Below are 26,106 nucleotides of genomic sequence, written 5' to 3' on the forward strand. Positions count from 1 at the left end.
CTTGCACCCTGGAGTGAAAAACTCCAATCTATCAAAAATCGCATGTGAATTATAGTGAATTACTCCAACTCGCAAAGGGCTGGGGTAATTTTATATCTGACCGCATTATTATTTGGCGGTTACTTTTCAACGATCCATGTGACGTTTCGGTGTCTCTTTCATGAAGGAAAGGACATGGGCTTCGGCTCTGATGGTGGTATCGCGGGTCAGCACATCCTCGGGAATATCGGTAATGATGATGTCCTGCACGATAAAACCGATGCAGACTGCATCAAATTTTCTGTTTATGAGGTCTTTTTCCTTTCCGCTATCTGATGGAAAAACGATAGGTGGTATGGAAATCCTGCGGGGAATCCTTCGTCACAACGCAGGACGGGAAGGAGGGCTGATTGACAGAGTCCGGGAAAAGCTGCGTTTCCAGACAGAAGCCTCCGTGCTTCGGGTATTTCACACCGTTTTTGCCGACTGTGGTGCCGTCCATGAAATTGGCGGTGTACAGTTGGACACCGGGACTGTTTGTAAACACTTCCATAAGAATTCCTGTCTTGGGAGCATAGGCTGATGCATTGGGGCCTTCCGTTTTCCGGAATACGAAGTTGTGGTCATAGCCGCCGGCCAGCACCATCTGCTCCATGGAAGAATGAATGTCCCGCCCGATGGCTTTGGGCGTGTTGAAATCCAGGGCGGTATCCTTTACCGGAAAGAGAACGCCGGTGGGAATAAATTCTTTGTCGATCTCTGTGATAGAATCTGCCTGGATCATGAGCTCATGATCCAGAACGTCACCGTTTCCTGCTCCGGACAGATTGAAATAATTGTGGTTGGTCAGATTGCACACTGTCTCTGAGGAGGTGGTGACGCGGTAAGAGAGGGTGAGGCCGTTGTCCTCAGACAGGCTGTAGGTGACAAGGGCGGTCAGATCACCGGGGTATCCGCCGTCACCGTCGGGACTTTCCAGGTGGAAGGTCAAGTGGTCATCGCCTTCCTCAGAAACCGGCCAGTAACGGAAGGCGTATCCGCCGGAAGCTCCGTGAAGATGATTGTTTCCTTCGTTCTGCTCAAGCTGCCAGGTCCGTCCGCCGAAGGAGAACTGTCCGCCGCGGATCCTGTTTCCGTAGCGTCCTACGACACAGCCAAAATTGGCGGAATTATTTTCGTATTCGCCGATGGTGTCGAAGCCAAGGGCAACATCGATGAGCTTGCTGTCACGGTCCGGAACCATGATGGACAGGATGCTGCAGCCGATGTTGGTCAGCTCCACCTGCATTCCGTTTTTGTTGGAAAGAAGGTAACGGTATACCTCCTGTCCGCTTTCTGTGGTTCCCCAGAGGGTTTTCTGAAGACTCATGGTTATCACTTTCCTTTCGTTGATTCGTTATAATAATGAAGCCCCGCGGCAGGTGAAGCGCCGCGGGGCCTTTCGTCTTCGCAGCCGGGAAAATCAGCGAAGCATTGCCTGGACTTCCTCCAGAGAAGGTTTATTTTGCTTTCGGATATTCGTTGCAGAGAAGGCGGTAGGGGGCTTCATCCTCTTCAATGGAAGGGAAGCGTCCCAGCTCTTCATAGAAACGGTTATCGGTGTTGTCGTCGTTGCACATGGACACCTCGCCGATCAGGACAGAGCCGGTGCCGGGCTCCACGTTGAAATCGTGGTACATATAAGGGTAAATGGTAATGCTCTCGCCGGGTTTTAAGCAGACCTGGCTGCCGGCCGGAACGGAATACTCACGGCCGTCGGTGTGAACGATCACGTTCTCATCGGAGAATTTGCCCTCGTCATTTCTGTCAGCCATGTATACCCGGATCAGCAGATTGCCGCCGCCGCGGTTAATGATGTCCTCCATCTTGGTCCAGTGGAAGTGCATGGGTGCGTACTGTCCTTCGTTGACCATCAGAAGCTTTTCTGCATAAACCTTGGAATACTTGTCCTTCATATGCTGATTGCCGTTTCGGATCGTGACAAGAGAGAAGCCCAGGGTGTCAAAATGTCCCTCGCCGTAGTCCGTAATGTCCCAGCCAAGCATATTGTCTCTGATCTCATCATATTCATGGTTTTTATCCTGCCACTCCTCCGGCGTCCAACCGCAGAAAGGCGGAAGCTCGAAGCGGTGCTCCTGGATCATGGCCTCCATGGCCCTGATGGCTTTGTTGATTTCTGAACGTTTCATGGTAAAAATCCCTCCCGATCGTAAGAATAACAATTGTACTATCTATTTTATAACGGAGCTGTTCATTTGTAAATCTGTCAACGGAAAATATTGATTTTTTCATATGAATCAAGTACAATAAGGGTTTGTAAGAATGTAAACAAAAATCAGACGGAAGTTGACGGTGATTTATGGGAATCATAAAGGCAAAGAACCTGATTTATAATTATATCAAAAGGGATGAAGAGGAAAAGGTCGAGGAAGTCAGTGAGGCGGTCCGGGATGTGAGCCTTGACATTGAGGAGGGCCAGTTTGTGGCTGTTCTGGGGCATAACGGTTCCGGCAAATCGACGCTGGCGAAGCATATGAATGCCCTCCTTCTTCCTTCCGAGGGAACCATCTGGATCGGCGGGAAGGATACGAAGGACGACGATGCCCTCTGGGAGATCCGTCAGACGGCGGGGATGGTGTTCCAGAATCCGGACAACCAGATCATTGCCAGTGTGGTGGAGGAGGATGTGGGATTTGGACCGGAAAATATGGGCGTTCCAACCGATGAAATCTGGCAGCGGGTCGATGAATGCCTGAAGGCAGTGGGAATGACTGCCTATCGGAAAAGCTCGCCCAATCGTCTGTCCGGCGGGCAGAAGCAGCGGGTGGCCATTGCCGGAGTCATGGCCATGGAGCCGAAATGTATCGTTCTGGATGAGCCCACGGCCATGCTGGATCCCAATGGCCGCAAGGAAGTCATTCGGACGGTTCGGGAGCTGAATCAGAAAAAGGGAATCACGGTCATACTGATCACCCATTATATGGAAGAAGTCATTCATGCAGACAGAATCTATGTGATGGATGAGGGGGAGATCGCCATGGAGGGAACTCCTCAGGAGATCTTCAGTCGGGTGGAGAAACTGAAAAGCCTTCGTCTGGATGTGCCGCAGGTGACGGAGCTTGCCTATGAGCTTCGGAAAAAGGGACTGTCCCTGTCGCCGTGCATTCTTGATATTGAAACCTTTGTGGCGGAGCTTACGGACATCTGGAAAAAGAGGACAGGCTCTTCGACGGCCAAGGCAGCTGCAGCCGGTCCGGCTTCGGCAGAATGAAGGAGAAACATCATGGCGATTACATTAGAGCATGTAGAATATAAATATAATGAAGGAACTCCCATGGAGACGGAGGCCCTTAATGATGTAAGCCTGGAGATTCGGGACGGGGAGTTTATCGGGCTCATCGGCCATACCGGTTCCGGCAAGTCCACGCTGATCCAGCATTTAAACGGGCTGATGCGGGCCACCTCAGGCGACATCCGCTATAACGGCGAGAGCATTTATGGGGAAGGCTTTTCCATGAAGGATTTGAGAAGCCGGGTGGGACTGGTCTTTCAGTATCCGGAGCATCAGCTGTTTGAGATCGACGTATTCACTGATGTATGCTTTGGTCCGAAAAATCAGGGGCTTTCCAAAGAGGAGATCGAAAGGCGGGCGAAGGAAGCGCTCACGCTGGTGGGAATCGATGAGAGCTATTATAAAAAATCTCCCTTTGAGCTTTCCGGCGGAGAAAAACGCCGGGTGGCCATTGCCGGAGTGCTGGCCATGAAGCCGGAGGTGCTGATTCTGGACGAGCCAACAGCCGGGCTGGATCCCAGAGGCCGGGATGAGATCCTGGGGCAGCTTGTGAGGCTGCATGATGAGCAGGGCCTGACGGTCATTCTGGTGTCTCACAGCATGGAGGATGTGGCAAAGTATGTGGACAGGATCATGGTGATGGACCATGGCTGTCTCGTGTTTGACGATACACCGAGGGCAGTTTTTGCCCACTACAGAGAACTGGAGAAGATCGGTCTTGCGGCGCCGCAGGTAACCTACATTGCCCACGCCCTCAAAGAAGCGGGCTTCCCCGTAAGAACCGATGTGATCACTGTGGCAGAGGCGGAAGAAGCTATTCTCTGTACTTTAGCCATGGATAAAGAAAGGGAGAATTAATTACCCATGATGCGAGATATTACACTGGGCCAGTATTATCCGGTGGAGTCGCCGGTTCATAAACTGGACCCGCGGACAAAACTGTTCGGAACGCTGGTTTTGATCATTGCCCTTTTTCTGGCGGACAATCTTTTCTGCTATGTTCTGGCAGCGGCATTCCTTTTTGGCGTTATTGCAGTTTCCAGGGTTCCGGTCGGACATATAGTCAAGGGACTGAAGCCGATTATTTTTCTGCTTTTATTCAGCGTAGTATTTAATCTGTTTCTCACAAGCGGCGAGGTCCTGGTGAAGTTCTGGATCTTTACCATTACGAAGGAGGGACTGATCCGGTCGGGAATGATGGCCGTGCGTCTGATCTTCCTGGTAATGGGGACATCCCTTCTGACCTTTACGACGACACCGAACCAGCTGACCGACGGCCTGGAAAAAAGCCTTAGATTCCTCAGGATATTCCGGGTCCCGGTCCATGAGATCGCTATGATGATGTCCATCGCCCTTCGATTTATTCCCATTCTGGTGGAGGAGACCGATAAGATCATGAAGGCACAGATGGCGAGAGGTGCTGATTTTGAGACCGGAGGCATCATAAAGAAGGCAAAAGCCATGATCCCTCTTCTGGTGCCCCTTTTTATTTCCGCTTTCCGTCGGGCTTCGGATCTGGCCATGGCTATGGAGGCCCGCTGTTATCATGGCGGTGACGGGCGGACAAAGATGAAGCCTCTTCGATATCAAACGGCGGATCGGATCGCTTACCTGATCCTTCTTGCTTTTCCGGCAGGGATGGTGGCACTCCGACTGGCTGCCTGACCCTGTGTGATCTGTCTGTGTCAGGAGCAGGACGAAAGGAATGGTTGAAAGCATGAAACGAATCAGGCTTGTGGTGGCATACGACGGGACCAATTACTGCGGCTGGCAGGTACAGAAAAATGGAAAAACCATTGAGGAAATGCTGAATCAGGCCCTTTCCCGGCTGACAGGGGAAGAGATCGCGGTCACGGGGGCGAGCAGGACCGATTCGGGAGTCCACGCCCTGGGAAACATTGCCGTATTCAACACGGAGACCAGGATCCCGCCGGAAAAGATCTGCTATGCGGTCAATCAGTGGCTGCCGGAGGATATTGTGGTTCAGTCCTCGGAGGAGGTCTCCCTTTCCTACCATCCGCGGAAATGCAATTCTCTCAAAACGTACGAATACCGGATCCTCAACAGAACCTTTCCCGATCCGACCAGACGATTAAACAGTTATTTTTATCATTGGCCGCTGGATGTGGACAGAATGCGGGAGGCTGCGGCCTTTCTGGTGGGGGAGCATGATTTCTCCAGCTTTTGTTCGGCGGGAAGCCAGGTGGAGGACACCGTGCGAAAGCTTTATGAGGCGGCTGTGGAAAAGGATGGGGATATGATCACCGTCCGTCTTAAGGGAAACGGCTTTTTGTACAATATGGTCCGGATCATTGTGGGAACGCTTCTGGCTGCCGGGCGGGGGGATTTTCCGCCGGAGCATGTGAAGGAGATCCTGAATGCAAGGGACCGGCGGGCGGCCGGCGTGAAGGCACCGGCAGAGGGCCTGACCCTTAAATCCATCGACCATGTGGAACGGCTTTCGCTGCTGGAACGAAATACCAACGACTGGATCGATTATACCGTGTACCGGGGAGAACTGGAGACCGAAAAGCGGGTGTATATGGTGATCCATCAGTGCCGGGATGCGGAGCGGGAGCGAATGATCGAACGAACTGCGAAGCAGGCCTTCCGGGACGGAGCCGCGGAACTCTGGACTGCCGACGGACCTTATGCGCAGACGGCAGAAACCGCAGAAATACGGGAAATTTATTGTTGGAAAATCTTGAAAAAACCGTTGACACACCCCGTATAGTGTAATATAATATAAAGGCTGTGACGCTCCTATTGCGTCCATGTGAATGTCTATTGATGGCGGACCAGGGATACCAAAGCCCCGGAATCCTGCATCTGCCCTGCAAATAGAAACCAGTGAAAAGAACGAATATTTGAAAGGTGAAATCCAAGGAGGTCAAACCAATGAAAACTTTTATGGCTAGCCCGTCAACCATTGAGAGAAAATGGTATGTAGTTGACGCTTCCGCATATACATTAGGACGTCTGGCATCTGAAGTAGCAGCAGTCCTGAGAGGTAAGAACAAGCCCACGTTCACACCTCACATCGATACCGGCGATTATGTGATCGTTGTAAACGCAGAGAAGGTTAAGATCACAGGCAAGAAGCTGGATCAGAAGATTTATTACAGCCATTCCGATTATGTTGGCGGTATGAAGGAAACCACCCTGAAGGAAATGATGGCAAAGAAGCCTGAGAAGGTTATCGAGCTGGCTGTTAAGGGAATGCTTCCCAAGGGACCTTTAGGCAGAGCAATGTTTAGCAAGCTTCATGTGTACGCTGGCCCTGATCATGCACATCAGGCTCAGAAGCCCGAAGCTCTGACATTTTAATCGAAAGGTACTGAAAGGAGGAAAATACAGTGGCTAATTCAAAATTCTACGGAACAGGCAGAAGAAAGAAATCTATCGCAAGAGTATACCTGACTGCCGGCACAGGCAAGGTTACCATCAATAAAAGAGATATGGACGATTACTTTGGTCTTGAGACTCTGAAGGTTGTTGTTCGTCAGCCCTTCGCAGCTACCGAGACAGAAGGAAAGTTCGATGTTATCGTAAACGTACGCGGCGGCGGCTTCACCGGCCAGGCTGGTGCAATCCGTCACGGCATCTCCAGAGCTCTGCTTCAGGCAGATCCCGAGTACCGTCCCGCTCTGAAGAAGGCAGGCTTCCTGACCAGAGATCCTCGTATGAAGGAAAGAAAGAAATACGGTCTCAAAGCAGCCCGTCGCGCACCTCAGTTCTCCAAGAGATAATTGGTCGCGTTTTTACAATCAAAAAAGCTCAAAAACCCCGGAAAATCAAGGTTTTCCGGGGTTTTCTTATGCCCAAAATCGCTGATACTGTTTGTCCTGATTTGAAAGGATTTGGCGTGTTTTGACCCTGTTTTTAGTAGTTAACGATGGGGGAACCGGCGTTTTTGACCCCGTTTTGGTTAACAGATGGGGGAACTTTTACTCCAAGGGATTGCAGACTTGTTCCTGCCCCTCTGTTTGCAGTATGATTTGTGTAAGGCGAAATATCGAAGCAATCATAGCTTTAATAGGATACCGGCAACTGGGTACAATAAATGAAAAAGAAAGAAAAGGTGAACACCATGAGCGAGACATATCTTGACCTTCCATCCCGTTTGGAAGATGCGTTTCCGGAAATCGACAACGATATTGTACTGGAACTGCAAAATGAAAACGAAGAATACGCCAAGCTCCAGCAGAGAATTTCTGATCTAAAACAGCAAAAGCCATTTCTGGCTAATCTGTTGGAAGGCAGCGGCGAAATCAGTTTGACTGCCGAGGAACACGCAGCTTTTGTGCAGTACCTGCATCTGGTGCGTAAGCGGGATGATATGGAGCGACAACAGATTTATTTCCGAGGCCATACCGATGCAGTGGCATATCTCAGGAAAATCAAGGCGATTTGAACATGCATAGAATTGGAGATATTGGTCATACTATATACAAGAAATATTTTTGCGGCAGCAAATGACGTTTACTGCCGTAAAAATAATCAGATGGAGGTGTAGGAATGACCGATTCGAGATATTTTGAAGGCGTAAAGAATCAAAAATGTTTCAACAGGCAACAAGTATTACAATCGTTCCGTAACGCTGGATATAAATTAAGCGATGCTTCCTTTTATAAGAGATTTGCGTCAATGGTTAAAGATGGTGATCTGGCTCGTGTTGGTAACGGCCTGTACTGCCTTCCTGATAATAATGCAAGACCATACGATCACGAATACTCTGATCTGGCGGTAGAAGTGGCATCTTTGATACAGGAACAATATCCGCTGGTAGATTTCTCTATCATGGAACTGATTCAGCTCAATGATTTTGTAAATCATCAACTCGCGCATAATGTTCTGTTTTTATCTGTGGAATCTGATGTAATAGAATTTGTGTTTGACATGCTAAAGGACCAGTATTTTGGAAAAGTGTTTATTAACCCAACGCTGGAAATGTATCACCAGTATTGGAGCGACAATATGATTGTTATTAACAAGCTCACAACAGAGGCACCGAAAAGCGCTGGAATCCCATGGCATACACGGTTGGAGAAATTGCTTGTTGATATAGTTGCAGACCCGTTACTGCTTGATTCTGTCAGCAAGAGTGAATATCCGACTATATACGAGGACGCATTTTCTATGTATGTGGTAGATGAGAGTTGTCTATTTCGATATGCAGCGCGCAGAACCGTTGATAAAAAAATAAAGAAACTGATTAGAGAGAAAACAAACATCACATTACGAACAAAGAGGTAAGGATGTGCTGTTACAAGAGAATTTTGCCGAAGAACATATTAGAGAGCTGCAAAGAACCAGTCGCAGAGATCCTGTACTTTTGGAACGTGCTGTATATGCGTTTGGACTGTTGGAAGCACTTGCGAAGGTTGGTATGCCCTTTATTTTCAAAGGTGGCACTTGCCTTATGCTGCTGATGGAACATCCGCGTCGGTTATCGACAGATATTGATATTATTGCTGAACCGGGTACAGAGTTAGATAAGTATTTGGATCGTGCATCGGAAAATTTCCCTTTTAAAGCGGTTGAGGAGCAGAAGCGGATTGGAAAGAACAATATCGAAAAAAGGCATTTTAAGTTCACTTATGATTCACCAATCAATAACAGGCCATTCTACATTCTTTTGGATGTTCTGTTTGAACACAATCATTACTCAGAACTGGTTCAAAAAGAGATTCGGAATGATCTTCTTTTGACAGAACCGGAATATCTTACTGTTTCCCTACCGTCAGCAAACTGCATTCTGGCGGATAAATTGACAGCATTTGCTCCGCACACCACAGGTATTCCGTTAAATTGCGGAAAAGACATGGAAGTCATGAAGCAGTTCTATGATGTATCTTCTCTGCTGGAGATATTTACAGATTTTCAGCAGATAGGACCTACATATGGGAAAATTGCACAGGCGGAAATCGCTTATCGAGGAATCGAAAGCAACAGTAACCATGTGTTGCAATATTATCCTTATGGGCGGGCCTTTACGGCTGGCGGTAATCAGGTGATTGTAGAAGTAGTGTTGACACAGCTTGGCAACGAAGGTGGAGAGCCATACTGGAGCTGGTATGGCTTCGACAGCCGCGTGGAATGGTGTGCCTGTTTTGTGAGCTGGTGCGCTGACCAGTGCGGCTATCTTGACAGTGGCATTATTCCGAAATTTGCTGGCTGTGTGGATGGTGTGAGATGGTTCCAAAGCAACGGACAATGGCAGGATAGAAACTATGAACCACAGGCCGGTGACATTATCTTCTTTGATTGGGATGGAGATGGCACATCCGATCATGTTGGAATCGTGGAGAAGGGCGAAAACGGCGTGGTTTACACTGTGGAGGGTAACTCTGGGGATGCCTGCAGAGAGAGAGTATTCTGTGGGAAGGATACGGCCAAGACCAAGGGTGTCCATCGTGAGGTGGAATCTGAAGAAAGGTGGCAAATCTCTGTGTTAGGACGTCACACTGATAGCGGAAGTATACTTTTCTCACGGCGTGTATTTTGCTACGAAGCCGTGAGGCTTGTTGCAGATATTCGAAAATGCACCAATTATATAATGTCGCAATGTGTCGTAGTGTCATCCGGTATGTCGCTATCGATTGCGTCGAAAGCTTCGATGAACCCGTGCCTTCTAGTCGAATGTATCGAAGCTACAAAAATATAGATGATGCGCTTGAAAAGCCAAAATATCCTAGCCAAAAGGTAACCCCAGGCGGGAGAAGCTCACACTTCTTGCCTGGGGCTTTGTTTTGTTATTCAATTTTAGATAACCTTGACGGCACGGATTGTAATAGTGAAGGCGATCCGCTCCAACGTATCATCGGCGTCAGCGGCATCGGAAAATTCAAACAGCTTTCCGACCTATGCAACTATAGATCTCATCAATGCTGCCGCAGCCATCGGTCAGGGCGGCATAATACAGCGCATCCATCAAAAGGCTCGGCCTTGCCCAGCATTCGGCCTCCTGGAAAAGGCCATCCCTTTTTGAAAGGTAATGGAAACGGAGTTGCGGCTGGACAAATCAAAGTCTTCTTTCGATTGTTGGAATGCCATGGACGGTTTACGGCACCTCCCTAAAAACAGCATCGGTGAGCTTTCGGGGCAAGGGTATCAGAAGTTAAGCGACTTTTTGGGAATGGTGCCGATCAGTTCTGCGGAGGTTCCGTCATAAAAGTAAACTCCGTTCTCCTCCGGCATGTCAAAGGTCTCAAATATAATAGATTTTGGGTCAAGTAATCCACCAAATATCCCGCTGGTGAGGCTGTCGGGTTCTACATAAGACGCAATGGCATTATCCTGGCCGTAGGCTGCGCTAAGGCCGGTGCGTTCATCTGCATAGGACAGAATCTCGGATTTGGAGAAGGCGTACAGATTGCCGGCTTCCGTAACCAGATAGATATATTCGCCATCAGTGCTGACGCCGCCAAGGTTGATAACCATCCCCACATATACAAGGGGAGCGTCTGCATTGTGCAGGAAGTATTCATTGTAGTTTTCCGTGGTAAATAAAACGCAGGTTCCTCCGTAATAAGGAACGGCCTCGTATTCGCGGACTGTTTCCTCCAAAAGCAGGCGGTCTTCGGTAACCGTGCCCTTATCAAGCGTTGCCAGATGAGGGTAGCTATTTCCGTCAAAATAGAGCAGGGTATGCTCATCCAGAAGTTCCATCTGTTGAAAAGTGAGTCCGCCTCTACCTGTGTCCATTTCCACCGGGCGTGAAATTTCATCTATCCGCTGCAGAATCCCATCATTTCCGAGCCAGTACAGATAAAGGGTGGCGTCAATGTCCTGATCGTAGCCTGCATAGCGGTCTGCGCCAATCAAGTAGCAGCCGTCTGCCGTTTCGCCGTACCAAGTTGCACGGGGTAAAAAGTAGCAGTCAGGCTGCTGAACAGTGATAATTTCCTGATTTTGTCGTCTGTAGAACACCCGTCCGCCGTTTTCAATTTCTCCTCTTTCAAAAATAATCACGCCGGTATCGCCTGAAAGCAGAGTCAGACCGATTCCATGGCGTTCATCCTGGTTGAAGGAATTTTGGGCCAGACAAGAAAGCTCCCCGTCCTCATAGGTAAGAGCCGTGCAGCCGGTTCTGCTGTCGTAGACCCAAATCCGAAAATCAGTGTCTGCATCAAAGTAGGTGAACGTGCAGGTGGCGTCAAGGCCCAGCTGATCTTTGGGGAAGGCCCCCAACTGCCTAAACTCGCCGGTTTCCGTGGCAACGGAATAAAACTGCACCTCGGTATCCGTTTCCACCCGGCACAGGTTCCGGGTTTCTCCCTGATAAGCTTCCAGAAGGGTTTCGTGAACGCCTTCCACAAAATTGTATTGATTGAGAGAACGAACGGTTGACGCAGTAGCGGAAGCCGTATAGTAGAAACAGTCACCGATAAAGGCGTTGTTGGTAAAATCACTGAGATTGCTGTCTATCAGCTTGGGGGCTGTTAAATCGGAATCCGAAAAATACAAGTTTCCGTCGTTTTTTAAATAGACAATATCTTCCCGGTTGGTGTTCATAAATCCCTCGGCGGTGTTTTCGAGGATAATGACTCGCTTTCCTTTAAAATCGTAAAGATACGAGTTTTCGCCGACGGTTATGGCACGGACAAAGCCCGGCTTGGCATAGGGGTTTGCTTCCTCTTCAGGCAGGATGGCCTCCAGGGCTTTGTCGAGGGTCAGAATATTGCCAGGTTTATCCGGTGTTTCATCGGTAGAGGGGAGAATACTCTCCTTGCTGCACCCTGTGGGTACCAGTAGCAAAACGATCAGAATGGAAATGATTTTTAATAGTTGTTTTTTCATGGAATCCTCCTTAATACTTCGGTAAAATCAGCCGCTTTTCTACCACCTCGGCCACCAACTGCAATGTGTTCTGGTAGCCTGTTTTCTGTAAAATATTTTTGATGTGGTACTTGACGGTATTTAGCGTAATATCCAGATCCGCCGCAATCTCCTCATATTTTCTGCCTTGCGCCAGCTCCCGAATAATATCCAATTCCCGACTGGTAAACTCGGCGCTGTTGCTGTACCCAATACGAATCACTGGCGCGTCCTCGGGATAAACAAATTCACCATTCATCACCCGGTCGCAGACCTCCATTAAGGCAGTACTACCATATTCCTTATACCAAAAGCCGTTACAACCACACGCTTTCGCTTTCTGAATAAACGAATGCTCCGGCATAGAAGTCATAATGATGATCTTGATTTTTGGATTATACTGCTTGATCTTTGCCGCAGCTTTCAGGCCGGATTCTTCGTCAGCCGTACATACATCCATCAAGATTAAATCGACACTTCCACGCAGACAGGCAATTTCTGCATTGGCTGCATTTTCTATGGAGGCGTACAGGACATATCTTTCTGATTTGGCAATCTGGCTCTCAATGGCATCGCGGGTAATCCTGGAATCTTCTACAACTAGAACCTGTATCATTTCCGTCCTCCTTTCTGGGGTTCATCAAAATCAAAGGGAATATCCACAAGCAGGGAAACACTGTTGCCGCAGAGTACCTTCAGGGTAGCTCCTTCCTGCTCCAGCCGCTGACGCAATGCGCTAAGGCCGTTGCCCTCCGTAATTTTTGAAACAGTAACGCCGCCGTTGTCGGATATCTCTATATGATAGTTTTTCTCGTCTTGCTCTATTTTTACCATCAATACCGTAGCGTCCGCATGGCGTACTGCATTGGTGAGCGCCTCCCGAATGGCGGCATACAAAAGCTGTAGTGCTTTGCGCTGGGTGGGCTGTTCCCCAGAGAAGATAACCTTACAGCCAATCAGTTCCGCCACCTGCATCAGTTCAGATTGCAGAGAGGAGTCGGGAACCGTCCATACGGTAGAAATATCGGAGAAATCGTGAATGGTGCTGTTCCAGCTTTTCCGCAGCATGTCGGCATTCTCAGCCAAACTGTCTTCCGTGATTGCTTTTGTGGTAGCCAATAGACAGCGCCCCAGCTCATCATGGATATGCATTTTCGCGGCAAGAATCTCTTTATTCAAATTGATCTCCACGATACTGCCCAGCAAGGCTTTCTGCCGCTTTTGCATCTCCTGCAGTCGGATGGTGTTCTCGTACAGTTCCTCGCTGAGCCGGTAGAGTTCTGTAATTTCCGCCGCTTCAACCTGAACGGTATTGGAATCAAGAAATCTCAGTTCAAAACGCCAGACCGAGTTGTCGGAGAAGCGGAAGAACAACTGTTGGTGGGTGCTTTCATTTTCATTGTTCGTATCTTTTGGCAGCCAGGATTGGGTTAGCTTTTCCGCCTTGCCGTTATTGGCAAAATTTGTTAGCTCCTCCCATGCCGTCTTTGCGTTCAGAATTGTATGTCCGGTCAGCTCCAGCATCAGCTTGTTCATCTTCTCATTGACAAGGATGACCCGCCCATCCAATGCGGAGAAGCAGATTCCGCCGGGGTAAGAGTCGATGGCTTTTTTAATCATTTTAGCTGATGTATTCTTTTTCATGACTGCATCACCTCTCCCTCCTGCAAGAGCAAAAGCCGATAACCTGTCGGAACCTTTTCTGCCTGAAGACGATATCCTCCCTCTAAAAAGCGAGGAACAAACTCGCGATCTGTACCGGTAATCTCAAAGCAAACCGTATCGCTGATTTGGATTGTCATGGAGGCCAGACGAAAATCTGCCTCCTCAAGAAGCGCTTCCAAGGCTTTCATAATGAGAAGAATCAGCTCTGGCTCTAAATTCGATGTGGGACAAAAATCCAAGTTTGTCCTGATTCCAAGATTCTTCATACATTTCGCAATATCCTGCAAGCTGATGGCTAAATCACCCATCGGAATCATCTGCTGTTCCTGATAAGTGAGCCGCAAGTTGCAGAACCGCTTGATGTAGGTGCCAATGAGGCAAATGCGGTTCCAGTCGTCCGTCGAAAGGGACTCCTTAGATAAAATCGCTGTCAGCAGAAAAAGCTGCCCGGCCACGTCCGATGATAAGCTGTCGTAAATATCATTGCGCACCTGAATACTTGTTTCATCCGATTGAATGCGAATTTCCTGCGCCAGTAGATCCTGTTTTTCTTCCAATTCCGCATTCAGTCTCTGGAGCTCTCGTAAAGCCTGATTGATCTGCGAGAGATCGGTTTGCCAGACCATATACCCGCCCGGGATTTGGTGCAGGTGCATGGTAATATCTTCCGTAGCAGAAAAATGCTGATTTTGCTTTAGAGCTTCCAGCATAGCAGGCGTGATTTCCGCCGCATTTTCCGATACTGCAATCCGCTCATCGTTCGGTGAAAGAATTTGCATCGCCACCGTAGACCGCCGGAACACTTCCTCGTACTGCGTGTTTACCGGAATCAGTCCGGTCAGGATATAGAGCTCCCAGCAAAGCACAAGAATGAAAATCAGCCCCGCCGAATATTCCACAAGCTCAAACCGCACCACGTAGGCCGTCGCAGCATAAGGAATACTGAACAGGAACAGTAGGATCGGTTCATAGAAGGGAATCAGCTTCCGGTAAAGAGGGTCTGACTTTGTCATACCATTTCGCTGATAAATCACATATACCTGATAACTGATGATACTAAGTCCCCAAATATAGATGATATATGTGCCGATGTATGGATGGAAATACAAATTTGGCTGGGGTTCCTCCGGCACAATGTAATATAGAAAATGATGCAAATCGTTGGTTAGTGCCAGCATGCTCAGAAAACATGCCGGGATTAGGAGCAGATACCACTTTTTGCTGATCTGGTAATCCTCCGGCTTGCCGAGATAGAATGCGCTGTAAAACCCGAACAGTGGTATGAAGACAGCCGCGATATTGATAAAGTATCCGGTAAAGCGCATCCATGGAATATTGACATAGAGGAAAGCATCCTGAACGAAGCGAACCGTTAAATACAGGATACTGACGATATTCTGAGCAGTCAGGTGGCTGCGCATGGATTTCTGTATGATTTTTGTTGTAATGGTATATTGCCAGCCGAAAAGCAGAAGCATATAGACCGCCCAGACAAGATATGGCCGCAGAAAATCCTCCGGCCAATACCGCATGCTGAGCTGCCGGTATGCGGAGACTGCAAACAACAGCGTCGCTGCCGCAAAAAGCCGAACAACGGATTTTTTCCGCTCGCTCATTCTATCCCCCCCTTACAAAAAGATGATCCTAACTGATTGATGCAGTTAGAGTACGATAAAGATATTATAACATGAAAGGCCAAATCCGCCCCACACAAAAGGGTAGTGTACAGAAAATTTTCGAATTTTTTCTGAAAACTACCTGATTGTGTGGGGCGCTTTTTTGTTCGTTCAGGTAAAATAGGGTGGAAAATGAGACGGGACCGCTTTTGTCTCTGGCAAGCGAGAGGAGTAGAGATTATGTTCTGTTCAAAGTGCGGAAATCCTTTGCCGGATGATGCAAAATTCTGCGGAGCCTGTGGAGCGCCTGTAACGATATCACAAGAGGCCGCCCCGGTACTGCAGCAACCGGCAGGTATAACGGATGAAACGGTAAACATCCAAACATCAAAACCAGAGCCGCTTATGGCGGCGCAGAATTCCCATAAATTATTGGGGCATGATGCAAAAGCATCCGAGAAAAAATCTAGGAAGAGGCTTGTGATCGGACTTTCTGTTAGCGGCGTACTGCTGGCCATTTTGGCCGTGGCAATGATTTTTGCCTTTGGGAAGAAGGGTAGTAGCTCCGACCCGATCCCCGTCAGTATCTTTGCCTATGACAAGAAGTATACCTACTATTTCTATGAGGACTCGGCAGCGCAGGAAATCTGTCTTATGCAAATCGACAACAAGATGGAAGGAGAACCCCAAAGTCTCCACAGTGTGGAGCTCCATGAAGGAGAAACCCATCACATGGGAAACTTGTTCCTCTGGAATGGAAAGGTCTGCTATGGAAATGATTCCGGCCTGTGGTGGCTGGACAAGGATAAAGAGTTGGAGGGAGCCATTGCAACCACAGACAAGCTTGTGGAGCAGGCAGAGTATCAGATCGACGGCTGGGATGACCAGGTAAGCCTGTGCGCTCCCTGGCGGTGGTATCATCCCTACCTGGAAGGAGATATCCTTACCTTTTACACGGATGCTGCGTATGGCCATAGCTGGTATGTTTATCGGCTTAACCTTCGCACGGGAGGCCTTTCAGTGGAGGATGGTGCCATTCGGGACGATAGAGGCTGGTTCCATATGGTCGCCTGTAAGGGCGACGTTTCCTATTATGTTTTTACCAGCGACGGCACGGATGAGGCCCTATATCGGAAATCAGAAGATTCGGACTTGGAACTAGTCGCTGAACTGCCTGAGGAAAACATTGCCTGGAATTTTGTGCCCAACGGAAATTATCTGTATTTTCAGGCCACAGAACAAAATTCCAACGGGTGGTATCACGATTTCTACCGCATTGATACAAAGAAGGGAAGCGTCGAGAACCTTTCCAGCATCGGCGATATGACACCGGAGAGTCTTCCCTTTGCTCTGAGTGATGAAACCCTTTATTATACCTACCGGAATACCTGGAACCAGAGGCGGCTTTGCGGTCTCGACCTGAAGACCTTAGAGGAGACACACTATGATGTCCCGGACGAGCTTCTTCGAGAGGGAACCAGATTGGAATTCTGCTTCAGCGCAATATATCCAGGCCCGGACAATAGCTGCATTTTTGCACCCTATTGGAACAATCTCGGAAGCTTCTATGACTATGTCACCTTCCGTCCGGATGAATATACTTGGTGGGCCCGGCACAATTTGCAGGACAGCTCCCAGGATGACATTTTCATGGACAATACGGAGTACACCCAGCCGGAGGAACCGGAATACACGGAGGCCACCCAGCTGGAAGAGCGCTACATTACCGTTGATGGCACCACCATAGAGAACTGCACCGGCTATCACAATGGGTACAACTACGTCACCTTCAATGACGGCACCTCCGCTGTCTTTGACAAGGAGGGCATGGAGGTGGCTCGGTTCCCCTTCGCTATGGAGTACGAATATACCAAGTGGCTCAATGATGACCTGCTGGTGGTGGCAAGAGAAGGTGTCCATTTTGCGGTTTATTACGACGAATTCGCAATTCTCAGTATTTCCGAAGGCATCATCTATGACAGCACAAAGGACGATGAGCATGATTGGACCTACCTTGGAGGCTATGGGAACACCATTTTGGTGCAGCGTTACCTGCAAGGCTTTAACATTGACGCCACCTATCAGATCGGCTTTACCGATCCTTACGGCACGGAGCCGGAAACCTGGACGAACGTAGCAGACAGATCCGCATATGACTATGATCTGGGTGAAGGGATGTACCTGCTTAATACTGGTAGCTCGGGAAATGCAAAGGAGGATGAAATACGGCTATGCAATTTGTCGGACCGGAGTATTGTCAAGCTTTCAGAATATCCCGCTATATATGGCGGTGAAAAGTTCTATGACGGATTTGTCGTTTCAGGTTCTTTTTATAACTATATCAGGAAGATGGATACGTCCGGCAATTTCTCCCCTGTATTTGAGGATAACCTGGAGGTTGATATAGGCCGCTATGCAGAGGGCCTGTTTGGTATTTATTCCTATCATTCAGAGGATCCCCGTACATACGGATATTATGATATTAATGGAAATTGCGTCATCAGCTTTGAGGAATACGCAGAGCGATATATGTTTGAGGAGATGGGAGCCTTCCTGAACGGACACGCTGGGGTGGTCATGGAGGCCAGAGACAACGGAAGCAAATTCTACGCCTGCTTTGATTCCCAGGGGAACCTAATGTACGACCCCATTATGAAAGAGGACGGTTTTAACATGAGTACATTTGACGGCGGCTATTTTATTGAACACACCGGTTTGGAGGATACCTTCTATGACATCACCGGCGAAACCTATCGGCCCATTGGGGATGATATGAGCTTCCTGCCCGATAATGTACATTTTGAGGGGTGGAACTCCTATGGGCAGTATCAGTACAGCGAGGGAATTTTCACCGTCAAAGGCGACGCCGGAACCGGGGACTATGGCCGCTATGTAGAGTGCTACAAGTTCTATCACAAGGACGGCACGGAGCTTCTCCTTCAGATGAAGGCCGACCCAACAGATGGCGAATTCTAAGAAGCCTTCCCCTGCCTCAGAAGAATAAAACCCAATACATAGGCCCCACATAAAAGGGTAGTGCACAGAATAATTCCAAATTTTTTTCTGAAAACTACCTGATTGTGTGGGGCGCTTTTTTGTCGGTTCAAGTAAAATAAGATGGAAAAATAAGCTGGGACTGCTTTTGTCTCCGGCAAGCGAGAGGAGTAGAGATTATGTTCTGTTCAAAGTGCGGAAATCCTTTGCCGGAGGACGCAAGATTTTGCAGTGTGTGTGGTGCTCCTGTAAAGATATCACAAGAAGCTTCACCGGTGCCGCAGCAACCGGCAGGTATATTGGATGAAATGGTAAATATCCAAACACCGAAACCGGAGCCGCTGATGCAGGAGCCTAATTTTAATGGGCAAATGGGCTATGGTGCGGCGGCTCCGGTTCAAAAGAAGTCGAAAAAGGGGCTCATCATCGGCCTTTCTCTTGGCGGCGTATTGCTGGCGGTCATTCTTACCGTAGCATTGATTTTTGTGTTCCATCCCAAAGACAACGTTCCTGAATACGGCCAAGGCTCTGTTTCCCTTGGTGCCAGTGAAGTTATTTACGATGACGAATACATTTACTATCTTGGTGAACAGGCAGGGGATCAGGCTTATATCATGCGCATCGGTGATCAGTCGAATTCAAAGCCGGAAATTCTCTATGAATCAGATCAAATAAAGGGTGATGGATGGTCCAAGTATCCGCTGGGAGCGCTGTTCTTATGGAACGATAAGATCTGCTTTCTGGAATGCACAAATGCCACAGAGCAGGGCGACGAGAAATACGAAATTCACTGGATTAGCAAAGACGGCAAGGAGGACGGCACCCTTGTAAGCTATGAGCAGCTCAACACATATGGCGAATTTCCGTCTCAAATAAACAGTATTTACTTCTTTGAAGACTATCTCGTCTTCGGCAACAGATATTTCTTCTACCGGCTGGATCTGAATACCGGTGAGCTGTGCAAACAGGAGGATTTTCTTGACCTTGAGGGGCCTGCCTGCTTTGTAGCGTATAACGACGGATACTATTATTATTTTGTTCCTGATGTGGTGAATAATCTGATGGGAGAAACTCTGTATCGAAAAGCGGTAGATTCTGAGGAAGAGGAAATCGGTAGAGTGCCATCCCAGGACGATGATGACGTGGAGAAGTATTTCTCCTTTATTCCAAAAGGTGACTATCTATATTATGCAGATTCAGACAACATTTACCGATTAAACATTCATGACGGCGAAATTGAAAAGCTTGCATCTTATGAGAGAACATATAACCGATTTGCTCTTAGCGACGCAGGACTCTACTATTTCAGGGATATGTCCCTTTGCCTTCTCGATCTTGAAACGCTGAAGGAAACTGCCTTCGACCTGCCAGAAAGCGTAAGCGGGATTCCTGATTTGATCTATGCAGGCTGGAATGGCGAATGTTGGTTCATCCAGTGGGCTGACAGTTTTGACTATTGTCGTTTTCGCCAGTTCCACCCGAATGGGAGCAACGGATCCTTTGTTTTTTGGGACGGCTCTGTTCAGGACGGCTCTGTTCAGGACGCTTCAATAGATAATCAGGAGACTGTCAATACTACCGAGCTGTATGCGGATGTGATTGACCGAACCATTGCAGAGCATGGCGCTCTATGGTTTGATGAAGTTGAATATGAATGCTGCGCACGTGGTGTATTCAAAATTGATCTGATGGACTTTAATCAGGATGGCACCGAGGAATTGGTGATGCTCTATAACAATGAAGAGAGCATTTTTCCGTTTGTTGATGTATGGACAGTAAAAAATGGCGAAGCGGTTCAGCTTTTCTGCGAAAGGCAGCAGGAGGAAAACCAAGAAGCTGCCATTAGTAGCCGCATTTATCAAAATGCCGGAAACCTGTATGTTCCGGTATATGATTCTCTGGATCAAAATCCCGTGTATGTTCATTTATATGGCTTCGACGAGAATGGGGAATTTGGAGAGGTTTATCAATATGAAAACAACGCCTTTTATATGAACCAGCTTCCGGATGGGATGGAATTTACGGAATATAACTCAGTTCAGTTCTACGTATGCGACCGTGTCACTGATTACGGAGCACAAAAAAACCTGATGAAGGAATCGCTCCAGACAGATATGGAAGATATCCTAAAACGGTTGGAGCTTGCTGTTCCAGAGAATTCACTGGAGGATACGGTTTCTGCCTACGATTACGAAGGTGATTGGGTATGGAAACGGGAAAACAGCGATATGGAAGGTTCTCTTCACTTGGATGCCGTCGATGCCTCCACTCTTTCAGGAAACCTCAGCTTTTACCGATTGTTTGGAGAACAATTGACGATTACGATATCTGGCCATACGGGAACGGTAACCTCGGAATTTGGTAATTTTGAGGGAACGGCGCGTTTTGAGGCAGGAAATTTATACCTCAGCTTTGAGGATAAGGTTATTTATTCAAGCAAGACAATTTCTGAGATGATTGGAACATCGGAGTTCTGTTTTGCAGCTTTAAATCCTTGAGGATCCGGCTTTGACGGGGAGCGGTTCATTCGGCGGAACTTATATGGTTTCCGGAGGCAAGATCATCCTTTCCATAGAGAGTTAGAAAAATGATCCATGTTTTTGGCGGCGCATATGCCTTGCTGATAGCGATTGCGGCCATTGGCGGTCTAATTGTATTTCTTGGAGGTAGAAACATGAACGAAACGAAGAAAATAAAATTTCCGGTAGCAGCGATTTTCTGCACAGCCAATGTGCTACTGGAGCTAATAAGCATTTTTATGACCTATGCCTCACTTCCACATATGCCCTGGAACCGGCTTCTGAACACCCTACTTCTTCCAATTCTTTCCCTGATTTCGGGGATCGTGCTGGCAGTGGTGCTGTACCAGCGGAAGCGGAGACTAACCCTTTTCCTCGCCTTGGGGCTGGAACTGGTCATACCGCTTTTATGCATCTGCGATATTGTGTTTAGCCGCAGCCTCTGGGGGTCAGCTTGGAAAGATCTTCTCTTAGGCCAAGCAATTGCCGCAGTGATTGCGCTGCTGTTATTGCTGTTTGCTGCCTTTCAGGACTGGAAGGAGAAATCCGGTATTGCAAAGTTCAACCGGGCGATTTGGCTTGTTCCCGGTATTTTGTACCTGGTGAACAATCTATCTGACCTGCATCAGGGATATTTGGCAATCATTAATCATGCACCAGACCATGACAGAATCATGCTGAGTATGTTTTCCATTCTGGTAGTGGGGCTCCCCATGACCTTCTTGCTGGGCTGGTGGCTGACGCATCCCTATAAAAAGGAAAGGGCTGTCTACCAAATGCCTGTTGCGCAACCATATGGACAGCCTTACGGACAGCCGGTCTATCAGAGCGCTGGTGCTTCAGACGCCGCACAAAAGGTGTTTTGCACCAACTGCGGCAGGGAACTGCTGCCAGACGAGATATTTTGCGTCAACTGTGGCACCAGACGTCCGGAACAGCCTCGGACTGAACCGGATCATGCAGAACAAAAGGTATTCTGTACTGGTTGCGGCAGGGAACTTCCGTCGGATGAGGATTTCTGCGGTGCTTGTGGTACAAAGCGTCCTGTAGATAAAGCAAGTGGGCATACAGTGTACGGCGGCCATATCGACCTATAAAATAATGGGATTGATACGGGAACCGTTTTCTGTACACAGTGCGGTGCTGCTATGGACAGCCATTCCATGTTCTGTACGAGATGTGGTGCAAGACTGAAAAATGATCCGGTAGGATAACCGGGCGCATCGCTTGCTTTTTATTGCCACATACAAAAGAATTTTTACAAAAAATTAGTAGGAGGAAAATCTATGAGAACAAACGTAAAAGTACGGCTATTATCCGTACTGCTGGCCGTAATCCTATGCGCCACAATGTTGACTGCCTGCGGAAAATCTTCCGGGAAAAGAACGCTATCAGTCAGCTTTCCAAAAACTGCACGTGTAACTGTTCAAGGGACAGAAACCATTACGAACTATTCACATGACAGAATCATCGTTCATGAGGATGGTTATATTGAGGTTTGTGGAACGATGCAAAGCGGGGATGAAACATACAGCGTGCAATGGCTCTATACATCGGACGGAAAACCGGTAGGCAGCCGCGAGGAGCAACCGTCCGGCCAGAAAGATACGGTGCTTTTATTGGACAATTATTTTGACTTCGTACCGGGAGAAGACGGCGTTGTAAAGGTAGAAGGAAATACGGTCTATTATGAAGACCATTATGAGGTTTATGACGTACAAAACGATATCATCCGGGAAATTACCGTTTTTAGCGATGGTCAGCCCGGGAACCATTTCAAAATGAATGAATTTGGTCAGCTAATGGAAATGGAACTTTACGATTCAAACGGTGTTTATTTGAAGGTGGAGAATACTTACGAAGAGATTCCCGTTGAATGAGGGTGCAGAAATACTAAAAAATAAGGAGAGTTTACTTATGAATGACACAAAATACAGTCCCGGTACTTCCGAAAGGGAAGATTTGATGGACGGCAGCCTTCGTTCTGTGATGAGCTACATAGCCTTGCTTGTAAAAAGCTGGAAGCTGGATCCGCTTCAGCGCACCTTGGCAATCATTTCTGCCGTCAGCTCGCTTTTTTTACTGATCAATCTCAACGGTCAGGTGTACATCTGGATGTGTGCGCTTGCCGGCCTTCTGCAGCTTTGGATGTGCGTGAAGAAAGTGAAGATAGAATCTTTCTCCATGGCTTTTACATATTCCTTGTTTAGCGTTGGCAGCCTGATTACTGCAATTCAGCAGATTATCAATTACGGAGGCTATTATTTTTCCGGCTGGCGCGGGGCGGAACGGGTAATCGTTCAGTTTGTATTGTATGCATTGGTTACTATGGCATGGATTTTGGCATTGAAAAAAGACGAAAATAAAAATACTCTTCGGATTGTCTTCTTCGTCATCTCTTGTATGCTTGGCGCATACGAGGTCATATATGTCCTGCTCGCTCTGCGGACAAGCTTTAAGCTTGCCCTGTACGGTTTGGCATGGATTGGATTTATTGCCGTTTTTGCCATACAGGTTTTCATGCTTTATCGAAAAAATGCCCCGCAAAATCATACCTTCGTGCAGAGCGTCAACAGAAGTGCAAATACCCTCAATCCACAAATGATGTATTATTCGCCCGAACAGCCACAAACAACCGTACTGCCGCAGGAGCATCCTTCCACCATATCGGATGAGGTGCAGGATCCGGCTCCCGAGCCGACAGTAAAATTCTGCGCACGGTGCGGAGCTGCTATGGATAGTCAATCGAAGTTCTGCGCGAAATGCGGTTCAAGGTTGGAATAAGGATGAATGCCGAACCCGGGCAAAAAGCTGTTGTTTAAATTGAATCGTAGCATAAAAAATCAATCAAAGGAGGATTCTTCATGTACATGAAAAGAAACAAGCGACTGCTGGCTATACTGCTGGCCGTCATCCGACCATGTCTGCTTTTGGCATCAATTCCAGCGGCACATATCGGATCGACGGCGATCAAATAATCATCACATATAATCTGCTTGGGCAGGAATACACATGGGAGCAATCCTTTTCGCAGTCGGGAAATGTGATCAACATCGGCGGCACAGAATTTGAAAAATAAAATTTAGGAGGAATTGATTATGTGGTTTGCAATTTTACTTTCCGTTGGAGCGGTTGCCATTGGCCTGTACTTTGGACTTCGCCAAGGAAAGGTCAACAACCAGCTTTTGGATGAAGGAAGAATCGTAAAACGTAAGTATGTCATCACGGAGCAGGCGGAGGAGTTCACCCTGCGGGGTGCAGATTTTGCCCGTGTTCTGCAGGGGATCCAGGATGCTGATTTAAGAGGAAGCGGCGTATCCGTTCAAAGGAATGATACAAATCAGGCATTCTTCTTTACCGGAAGCAACTGGAAGGCTGAAATGTATCGGAAGAACGATGTGTACGACCAGAACGTGTGGTATTTCCATTTCACCAATTGGAAGACCTACCGGGGTATGGTGCAGGAGCACATCCCTATGAACATTTTGATTACCGCAATCGAGAAAATGTTCCTTTCCATTGACCCAGGTGCCCAGGTCCAGAACATCCCCATCAAAGTAAAAACCAACCCCAGCTTTTTCTAATGGAACCAGGAGGAAAGAACCATGAATGAAAATCTGTTGCTTATTATATGCGCCGTTGGTGTTGTAGCGCTTATATATCTGATCCGGTATATCATCGCAAAGGTGGTCTACAAGGGAACAGATGCCATTGAAAACAAGCTGCGGCAGATTGAGCCGGGTACCCGCGCTACGGGCAACCAAAGCCTGGCGGAGCGGCTGGGCGTTCCCGGGCAGAATCCCCCGGCTGTCCAGTCCAACCAGACTCCACCCCCGCAGCCTGTTTCGCCTCAGCCCGGTAACCCTGCCGATATCCAGGTAGTTTCCGCTCAGGGACAGACGGCTTCTTTCTGCACCAAATGTGGCGCTGCGGTAAAACCCGGCAGCACCTTCTGCGTGAAATGTGGAGCAGAACTGAAAAAGAACTGAATACGAAACTCGGACAGAAAAGGCCGCCAATAACAAGCAGATTTACGATTGCCTGTTATTGGCTCTGTTTTCATTCTTTATCAGTTTGACTTTCCAACGCGGCTTTTGCGGTTGCTTTGACAATTTTCATGGAACAGTCATCACAGCTATAAAGCGTGCGGACGAGATCTTCTACTTCGGAATCTTTGGACGGCTTCTCGGGGTAGAAGATTGAGTTCGCATCAATAGCTAATTCGCGGACGAGCTTTTTCAGAACTTCAAACTTTGGCCCCCTGCCTTCATTTTCAATTCGATATAAGTAGAGAAAGAGCCACGGTCCATTCCGTTTTGAAGTGTGAAACCGTGGCCACTTTTTTGTATTTTACTTCGATATAATATGCTGATCATCACCTGTCGGAAATAATCATGTCAATTCCTCGCTGCAAGGTTTCTTCATCAATTGCCCCCGTTGCTTGAGCGATTGCGTTTCCCTCATCATCAATAAAATATGTGGTAGGCAGTGAATAAACACCGTAGGTTGTAGCGGCATCCTGATCTGTATCGTAAAATACCGGGAAAGAATAGCCCTGTTCTGCGATGAAAGCAGATGCAGTTTCCACAGTCTCTCTGGAGCCATCGGTCATATTGATGATGAGAAACTGTACTTCTTCACCAATTTCCAGATACTTTTCGTTAAAATCAGGCATTTCCATTTTACAGGGACTACACCAGCTTGCCCAGAAGTTTAGGACAACGGATTTCCCGATAAAATCCGAAAGATGAACTTCATTTCCGTCCAGATCGTAAACTGTAAAATCCGGTGCCAATATCTTTTCTGATTCATCCTCTTGTGTTGTTGGAGTGGAGGCTTCTGTGGATTCAGTTTCCTGCGGTGTTTGTGTAGCAAGCAGATTGGGAGCCAGTTTCTGTCCAAGCTGTTTATATAGAATTCCTGCGCCACCTAAAATGAGAACAAACACAAGAACGAGTATCATTATTATCTTCTTTTTATTCATAAACCCTCCTCAACTAAGCAGGCTGAGTAGCTGTCCCAGCGTTCCTGTTGCCATCAGGATACCCACCAATATCAGGAAACAGCCGCTGACAGTATTGATGATCCGGTAGTGTTTTTTAATCCAGTTGAAGGCTGACTTCAAATAGTCGATCAGAATAGCACTGAGAAGAAAAGGAATGCCAAGTCCCAACGAATAGCAAAGCAGCATCAGCATACCTTTGATTACATGACCCTGCTG

The 26,106-nt window shown here is 47.8% G+C and carries 24 protein-coding genes and 3 pseudogenes; 18 read left to right on the forward strand and 9 right to left on the reverse strand.

The features are described from left to right. Positions 1-126: 126 nt before the first annotated feature. The 3 genes from QJ036_RS13510 to QJ036_RS13520 all read right to left on the reverse strand — a co-directional run bounded on the left by QJ036_RS13510 (position 127) and on the right by QJ036_RS13520 (position 2,168). Positions 127-249: a hypothetical protein gene (locus tag QJ036_RS13510; protein WP_283231888.1), complete on the reverse strand. Its 123-nt coding sequence runs from the start codon at positions 247-249 to the stop codon at positions 127-129. A gap of 58 nt (positions 250-307) precedes the next feature. Further along, positions 308-1,348 carry an aldose epimerase family protein gene (locus QJ036_RS13515; protein WP_283231889.1) on the reverse strand — a complete coding sequence of 347 codons (1,041 nt, stop codon included), beginning with the start codon at positions 1,346-1,348 and terminating at the stop codon, positions 308-310. A gap of 130 nt (positions 1,349-1,478) precedes the next feature. Beyond that, complete coding sequence (locus QJ036_RS13520; RefSeq protein ID WP_283231890.1) at positions 1,479-2,168, reverse strand: D-lyxose/D-mannose family sugar isomerase; 690 nt, start codon at positions 2,166-2,168, stop codon at positions 1,479-1,481. Positions 2,169-2,338: 170 nt separating this feature from the next. On the opposite strand from QJ036_RS13520, the gene QJ036_RS13525 reads away from it, so the two are divergent. The 10 genes and pseudogenes from QJ036_RS13525 to QJ036_RS13570 form a co-directional block, all read left to right on the forward strand. Then, positions 2,339-3,250: an energy-coupling factor transporter ATPase gene (locus QJ036_RS13525; protein WP_283231891.1), complete on the forward strand. Its 912-nt coding sequence runs from the start codon at positions 2,339-2,341 to the stop codon at positions 3,248-3,250. 12 nt (positions 3,251-3,262) lie between these two features. Next, the gene (locus QJ036_RS13530) at positions 3,263-4,129 is read left to right on the forward strand and encodes an energy-coupling factor transporter ATPase (protein ID WP_283231892.1); all 867 of its coding nucleotides are present in this window, start codon (positions 3,263-3,265) and stop codon (positions 4,127-4,129) included. Between the two features lie 6 nt (positions 4,130-4,135). Continuing rightward, on the forward strand, positions 4,136-4,936 hold the full coding sequence (locus tag QJ036_RS13535) for an energy-coupling factor transporter transmembrane component T family protein (protein ID WP_283231893.1): 801 nt from the start codon (positions 4,136-4,138) through the stop codon (positions 4,934-4,936). A gap of 52 nt (positions 4,937-4,988) precedes the next feature. Then, on the forward strand, positions 4,989-6,005 hold the full coding sequence (gene truA / locus QJ036_RS13540; protein ID WP_283231894.1) for a tRNA pseudouridine(38-40) synthase TruA: 1,017 nt from the start codon (positions 4,989-4,991) through the stop codon (positions 6,003-6,005). Between the two features lie 164 nt (positions 6,006-6,169). After that, on the forward strand, positions 6,170-6,598 hold the full coding sequence (gene rplM, locus QJ036_RS13545) for a 50S ribosomal protein L13 (protein WP_283231895.1): 429 nt from the start codon (positions 6,170-6,172) through the stop codon (positions 6,596-6,598). 29 nt (positions 6,599-6,627) lie between these two features. Continuing rightward, positions 6,628-7,020, forward strand: coding sequence for a 30S ribosomal protein S9 (rpsI, locus tag QJ036_RS13550; protein WP_283231896.1), 393 nt, complete (start codon positions 6,628-6,630; stop codon positions 7,018-7,020). 314 nt (positions 7,021-7,334) lie between these two features. Next, positions 7,335-7,685 carry a DUF6664 family protein gene (locus QJ036_RS13555; protein ID WP_283231897.1) on the forward strand — a complete coding sequence of 117 codons (351 nt, stop codon included), beginning with the start codon at positions 7,335-7,337 and terminating at the stop codon, positions 7,683-7,685. A 104-nt stretch (positions 7,686-7,789) separates the two neighbouring features. Then, positions 7,790-8,527 (forward strand): DUF6577 family protein, encoded by a 738-nt coding sequence (locus tag QJ036_RS13560; protein WP_283231898.1) that lies wholly within the window; start codon positions 7,790-7,792, stop codon positions 8,525-8,527. A gap of 4 nt (positions 8,528-8,531) precedes the next feature. Further along, positions 8,532-9,143 (forward strand): annotated as a pseudogene (locus QJ036_RS13565) (nucleotidyl transferase AbiEii/AbiGii toxin family protein); the annotation flags it as partial. A gap of 87 nt (positions 9,144-9,230) precedes the next feature. Then, positions 9,231-9,650 (forward strand): annotated as a pseudogene (locus QJ036_RS13570) (CHAP domain-containing protein); the annotation flags it as partial. Positions 9,651-10,384: 734 nt separating this feature from the next. Here QJ036_RS13570 and QJ036_RS13575 read toward each other — a convergent pair. The 4 genes from QJ036_RS13575 to QJ036_RS13590 are packed head-to-tail and all read right to left on the reverse strand — an operon-like array spanning position 10,385 to position 15,372. Beyond that, positions 10,385-12,073 carry a hypothetical protein gene (locus QJ036_RS13575; protein ID WP_276918021.1) on the reverse strand — a complete coding sequence of 563 codons (1,689 nt, stop codon included), beginning with the start codon at positions 12,071-12,073 and terminating at the stop codon, positions 10,385-10,387. Between the two features lie 10 nt (positions 12,074-12,083). Then, a complete protein-coding gene (locus QJ036_RS13580; protein WP_283231899.1) occupies positions 12,084-12,707 on the reverse strand; it encodes a response regulator transcription factor in 624 nt (207 codons plus the stop codon). Beyond that, positions 12,704-13,735, reverse strand: a complete 1,032-nt coding sequence (locus tag QJ036_RS13585; protein ID WP_283231900.1) for a sensor histidine kinase — start codon at positions 13,733-13,735, stop codon at positions 12,704-12,706. The genes QJ036_RS13580 and QJ036_RS13585 overlap by 4 nt, the downstream gene beginning before the upstream one ends. Beyond that, positions 13,732-15,372: a hypothetical protein gene (locus QJ036_RS13590; protein WP_283231901.1), complete on the reverse strand. Its 1,641-nt coding sequence runs from the start codon at positions 15,370-15,372 to the stop codon at positions 13,732-13,734. The genes QJ036_RS13585 and QJ036_RS13590 overlap by 4 nt, the downstream gene beginning before the upstream one ends. A gap of 240 nt (positions 15,373-15,612) precedes the next feature. On the opposite strand from QJ036_RS13590, the gene QJ036_RS13595 reads away from it, so the two are divergent. The 8 genes from QJ036_RS13595 to QJ036_RS13625 all read left to right on the forward strand — a co-directional run bounded on the left by QJ036_RS13595 (position 15,613) and on the right by QJ036_RS13625 (position 24,874). Further along, complete coding sequence (locus tag QJ036_RS13595; RefSeq protein WP_283231902.1) at positions 15,613-18,348, forward strand: zinc ribbon domain-containing protein; 2,736 nt, start codon at positions 15,613-15,615, stop codon at positions 18,346-18,348. A gap of 197 nt (positions 18,349-18,545) precedes the next feature. Next, entirely contained in the window at positions 18,546-20,864 is a 2,319-nt protein-coding gene (locus QJ036_RS13600) for a zinc ribbon domain-containing protein (protein ID WP_283231903.1), read from the forward strand. Positions 20,865-21,040: 176 nt separating this feature from the next. After that, the gene (locus QJ036_RS13605) at positions 21,041-21,982 is read left to right on the forward strand and encodes a zinc ribbon domain-containing protein (RefSeq protein WP_283231904.1); all 942 of its coding nucleotides are present in this window, start codon (positions 21,041-21,043) and stop codon (positions 21,980-21,982) included. 9 nt (positions 21,983-21,991) lie between these two features. Then, entirely contained in the window at positions 21,992-22,099 is a 108-nt protein-coding gene (locus tag QJ036_RS14370) for a zinc-ribbon domain-containing protein (RefSeq protein ID WP_408646479.1), read from the forward strand. 72 nt (positions 22,100-22,171) lie between these two features. Further along, positions 22,172-22,765 (forward strand): hypothetical protein, encoded by a 594-nt coding sequence (locus QJ036_RS13610; protein ID WP_283231905.1) that lies wholly within the window; start codon positions 22,172-22,174, stop codon positions 22,763-22,765. Positions 22,766-22,802: 37 nt separating this feature from the next. Then, positions 22,803-23,669, forward strand: a complete 867-nt coding sequence (locus QJ036_RS13615; protein ID WP_283231906.1) for a zinc ribbon domain-containing protein — start codon at positions 22,803-22,805, stop codon at positions 23,667-23,669. A 314-nt stretch (positions 23,670-23,983) separates the two neighbouring features. Then, on the forward strand, positions 23,984-24,469 hold the full coding sequence (locus tag QJ036_RS13620; protein ID WP_283231907.1) for a hypothetical protein: 486 nt from the start codon (positions 23,984-23,986) through the stop codon (positions 24,467-24,469). Between the two features lie 21 nt (positions 24,470-24,490). Beyond that, complete coding sequence (locus tag QJ036_RS13625; RefSeq protein ID WP_249328435.1) at positions 24,491-24,874, forward strand: zinc ribbon domain-containing protein; 384 nt, start codon at positions 24,491-24,493, stop codon at positions 24,872-24,874. A 386-nt stretch (positions 24,875-25,260) separates the two neighbouring features. Here the strand turns inward: QJ036_RS13625 and QJ036_RS13630 are convergent, their stop codons facing one another. After that, complete coding sequence (locus QJ036_RS13630) at positions 25,261-25,869, reverse strand: TlpA family protein disulfide reductase (protein ID WP_283231908.1); 609 nt, start codon at positions 25,867-25,869, stop codon at positions 25,261-25,263. Between the two features lie 9 nt (positions 25,870-25,878). Continuing rightward, positions 25,879-26,106: pseudogene (locus QJ036_RS13635) on the reverse strand (cytochrome c biogenesis CcdA family protein); the annotation flags it as partial.

It is taken from the genome of Fusibacillus kribbianus, assembly GCF_030053595.1.
Lineage (GTDB): Bacteria > Bacillota > Clostridia > Lachnospirales > Lachnospiraceae > Lientehia > Lientehia kribbiana.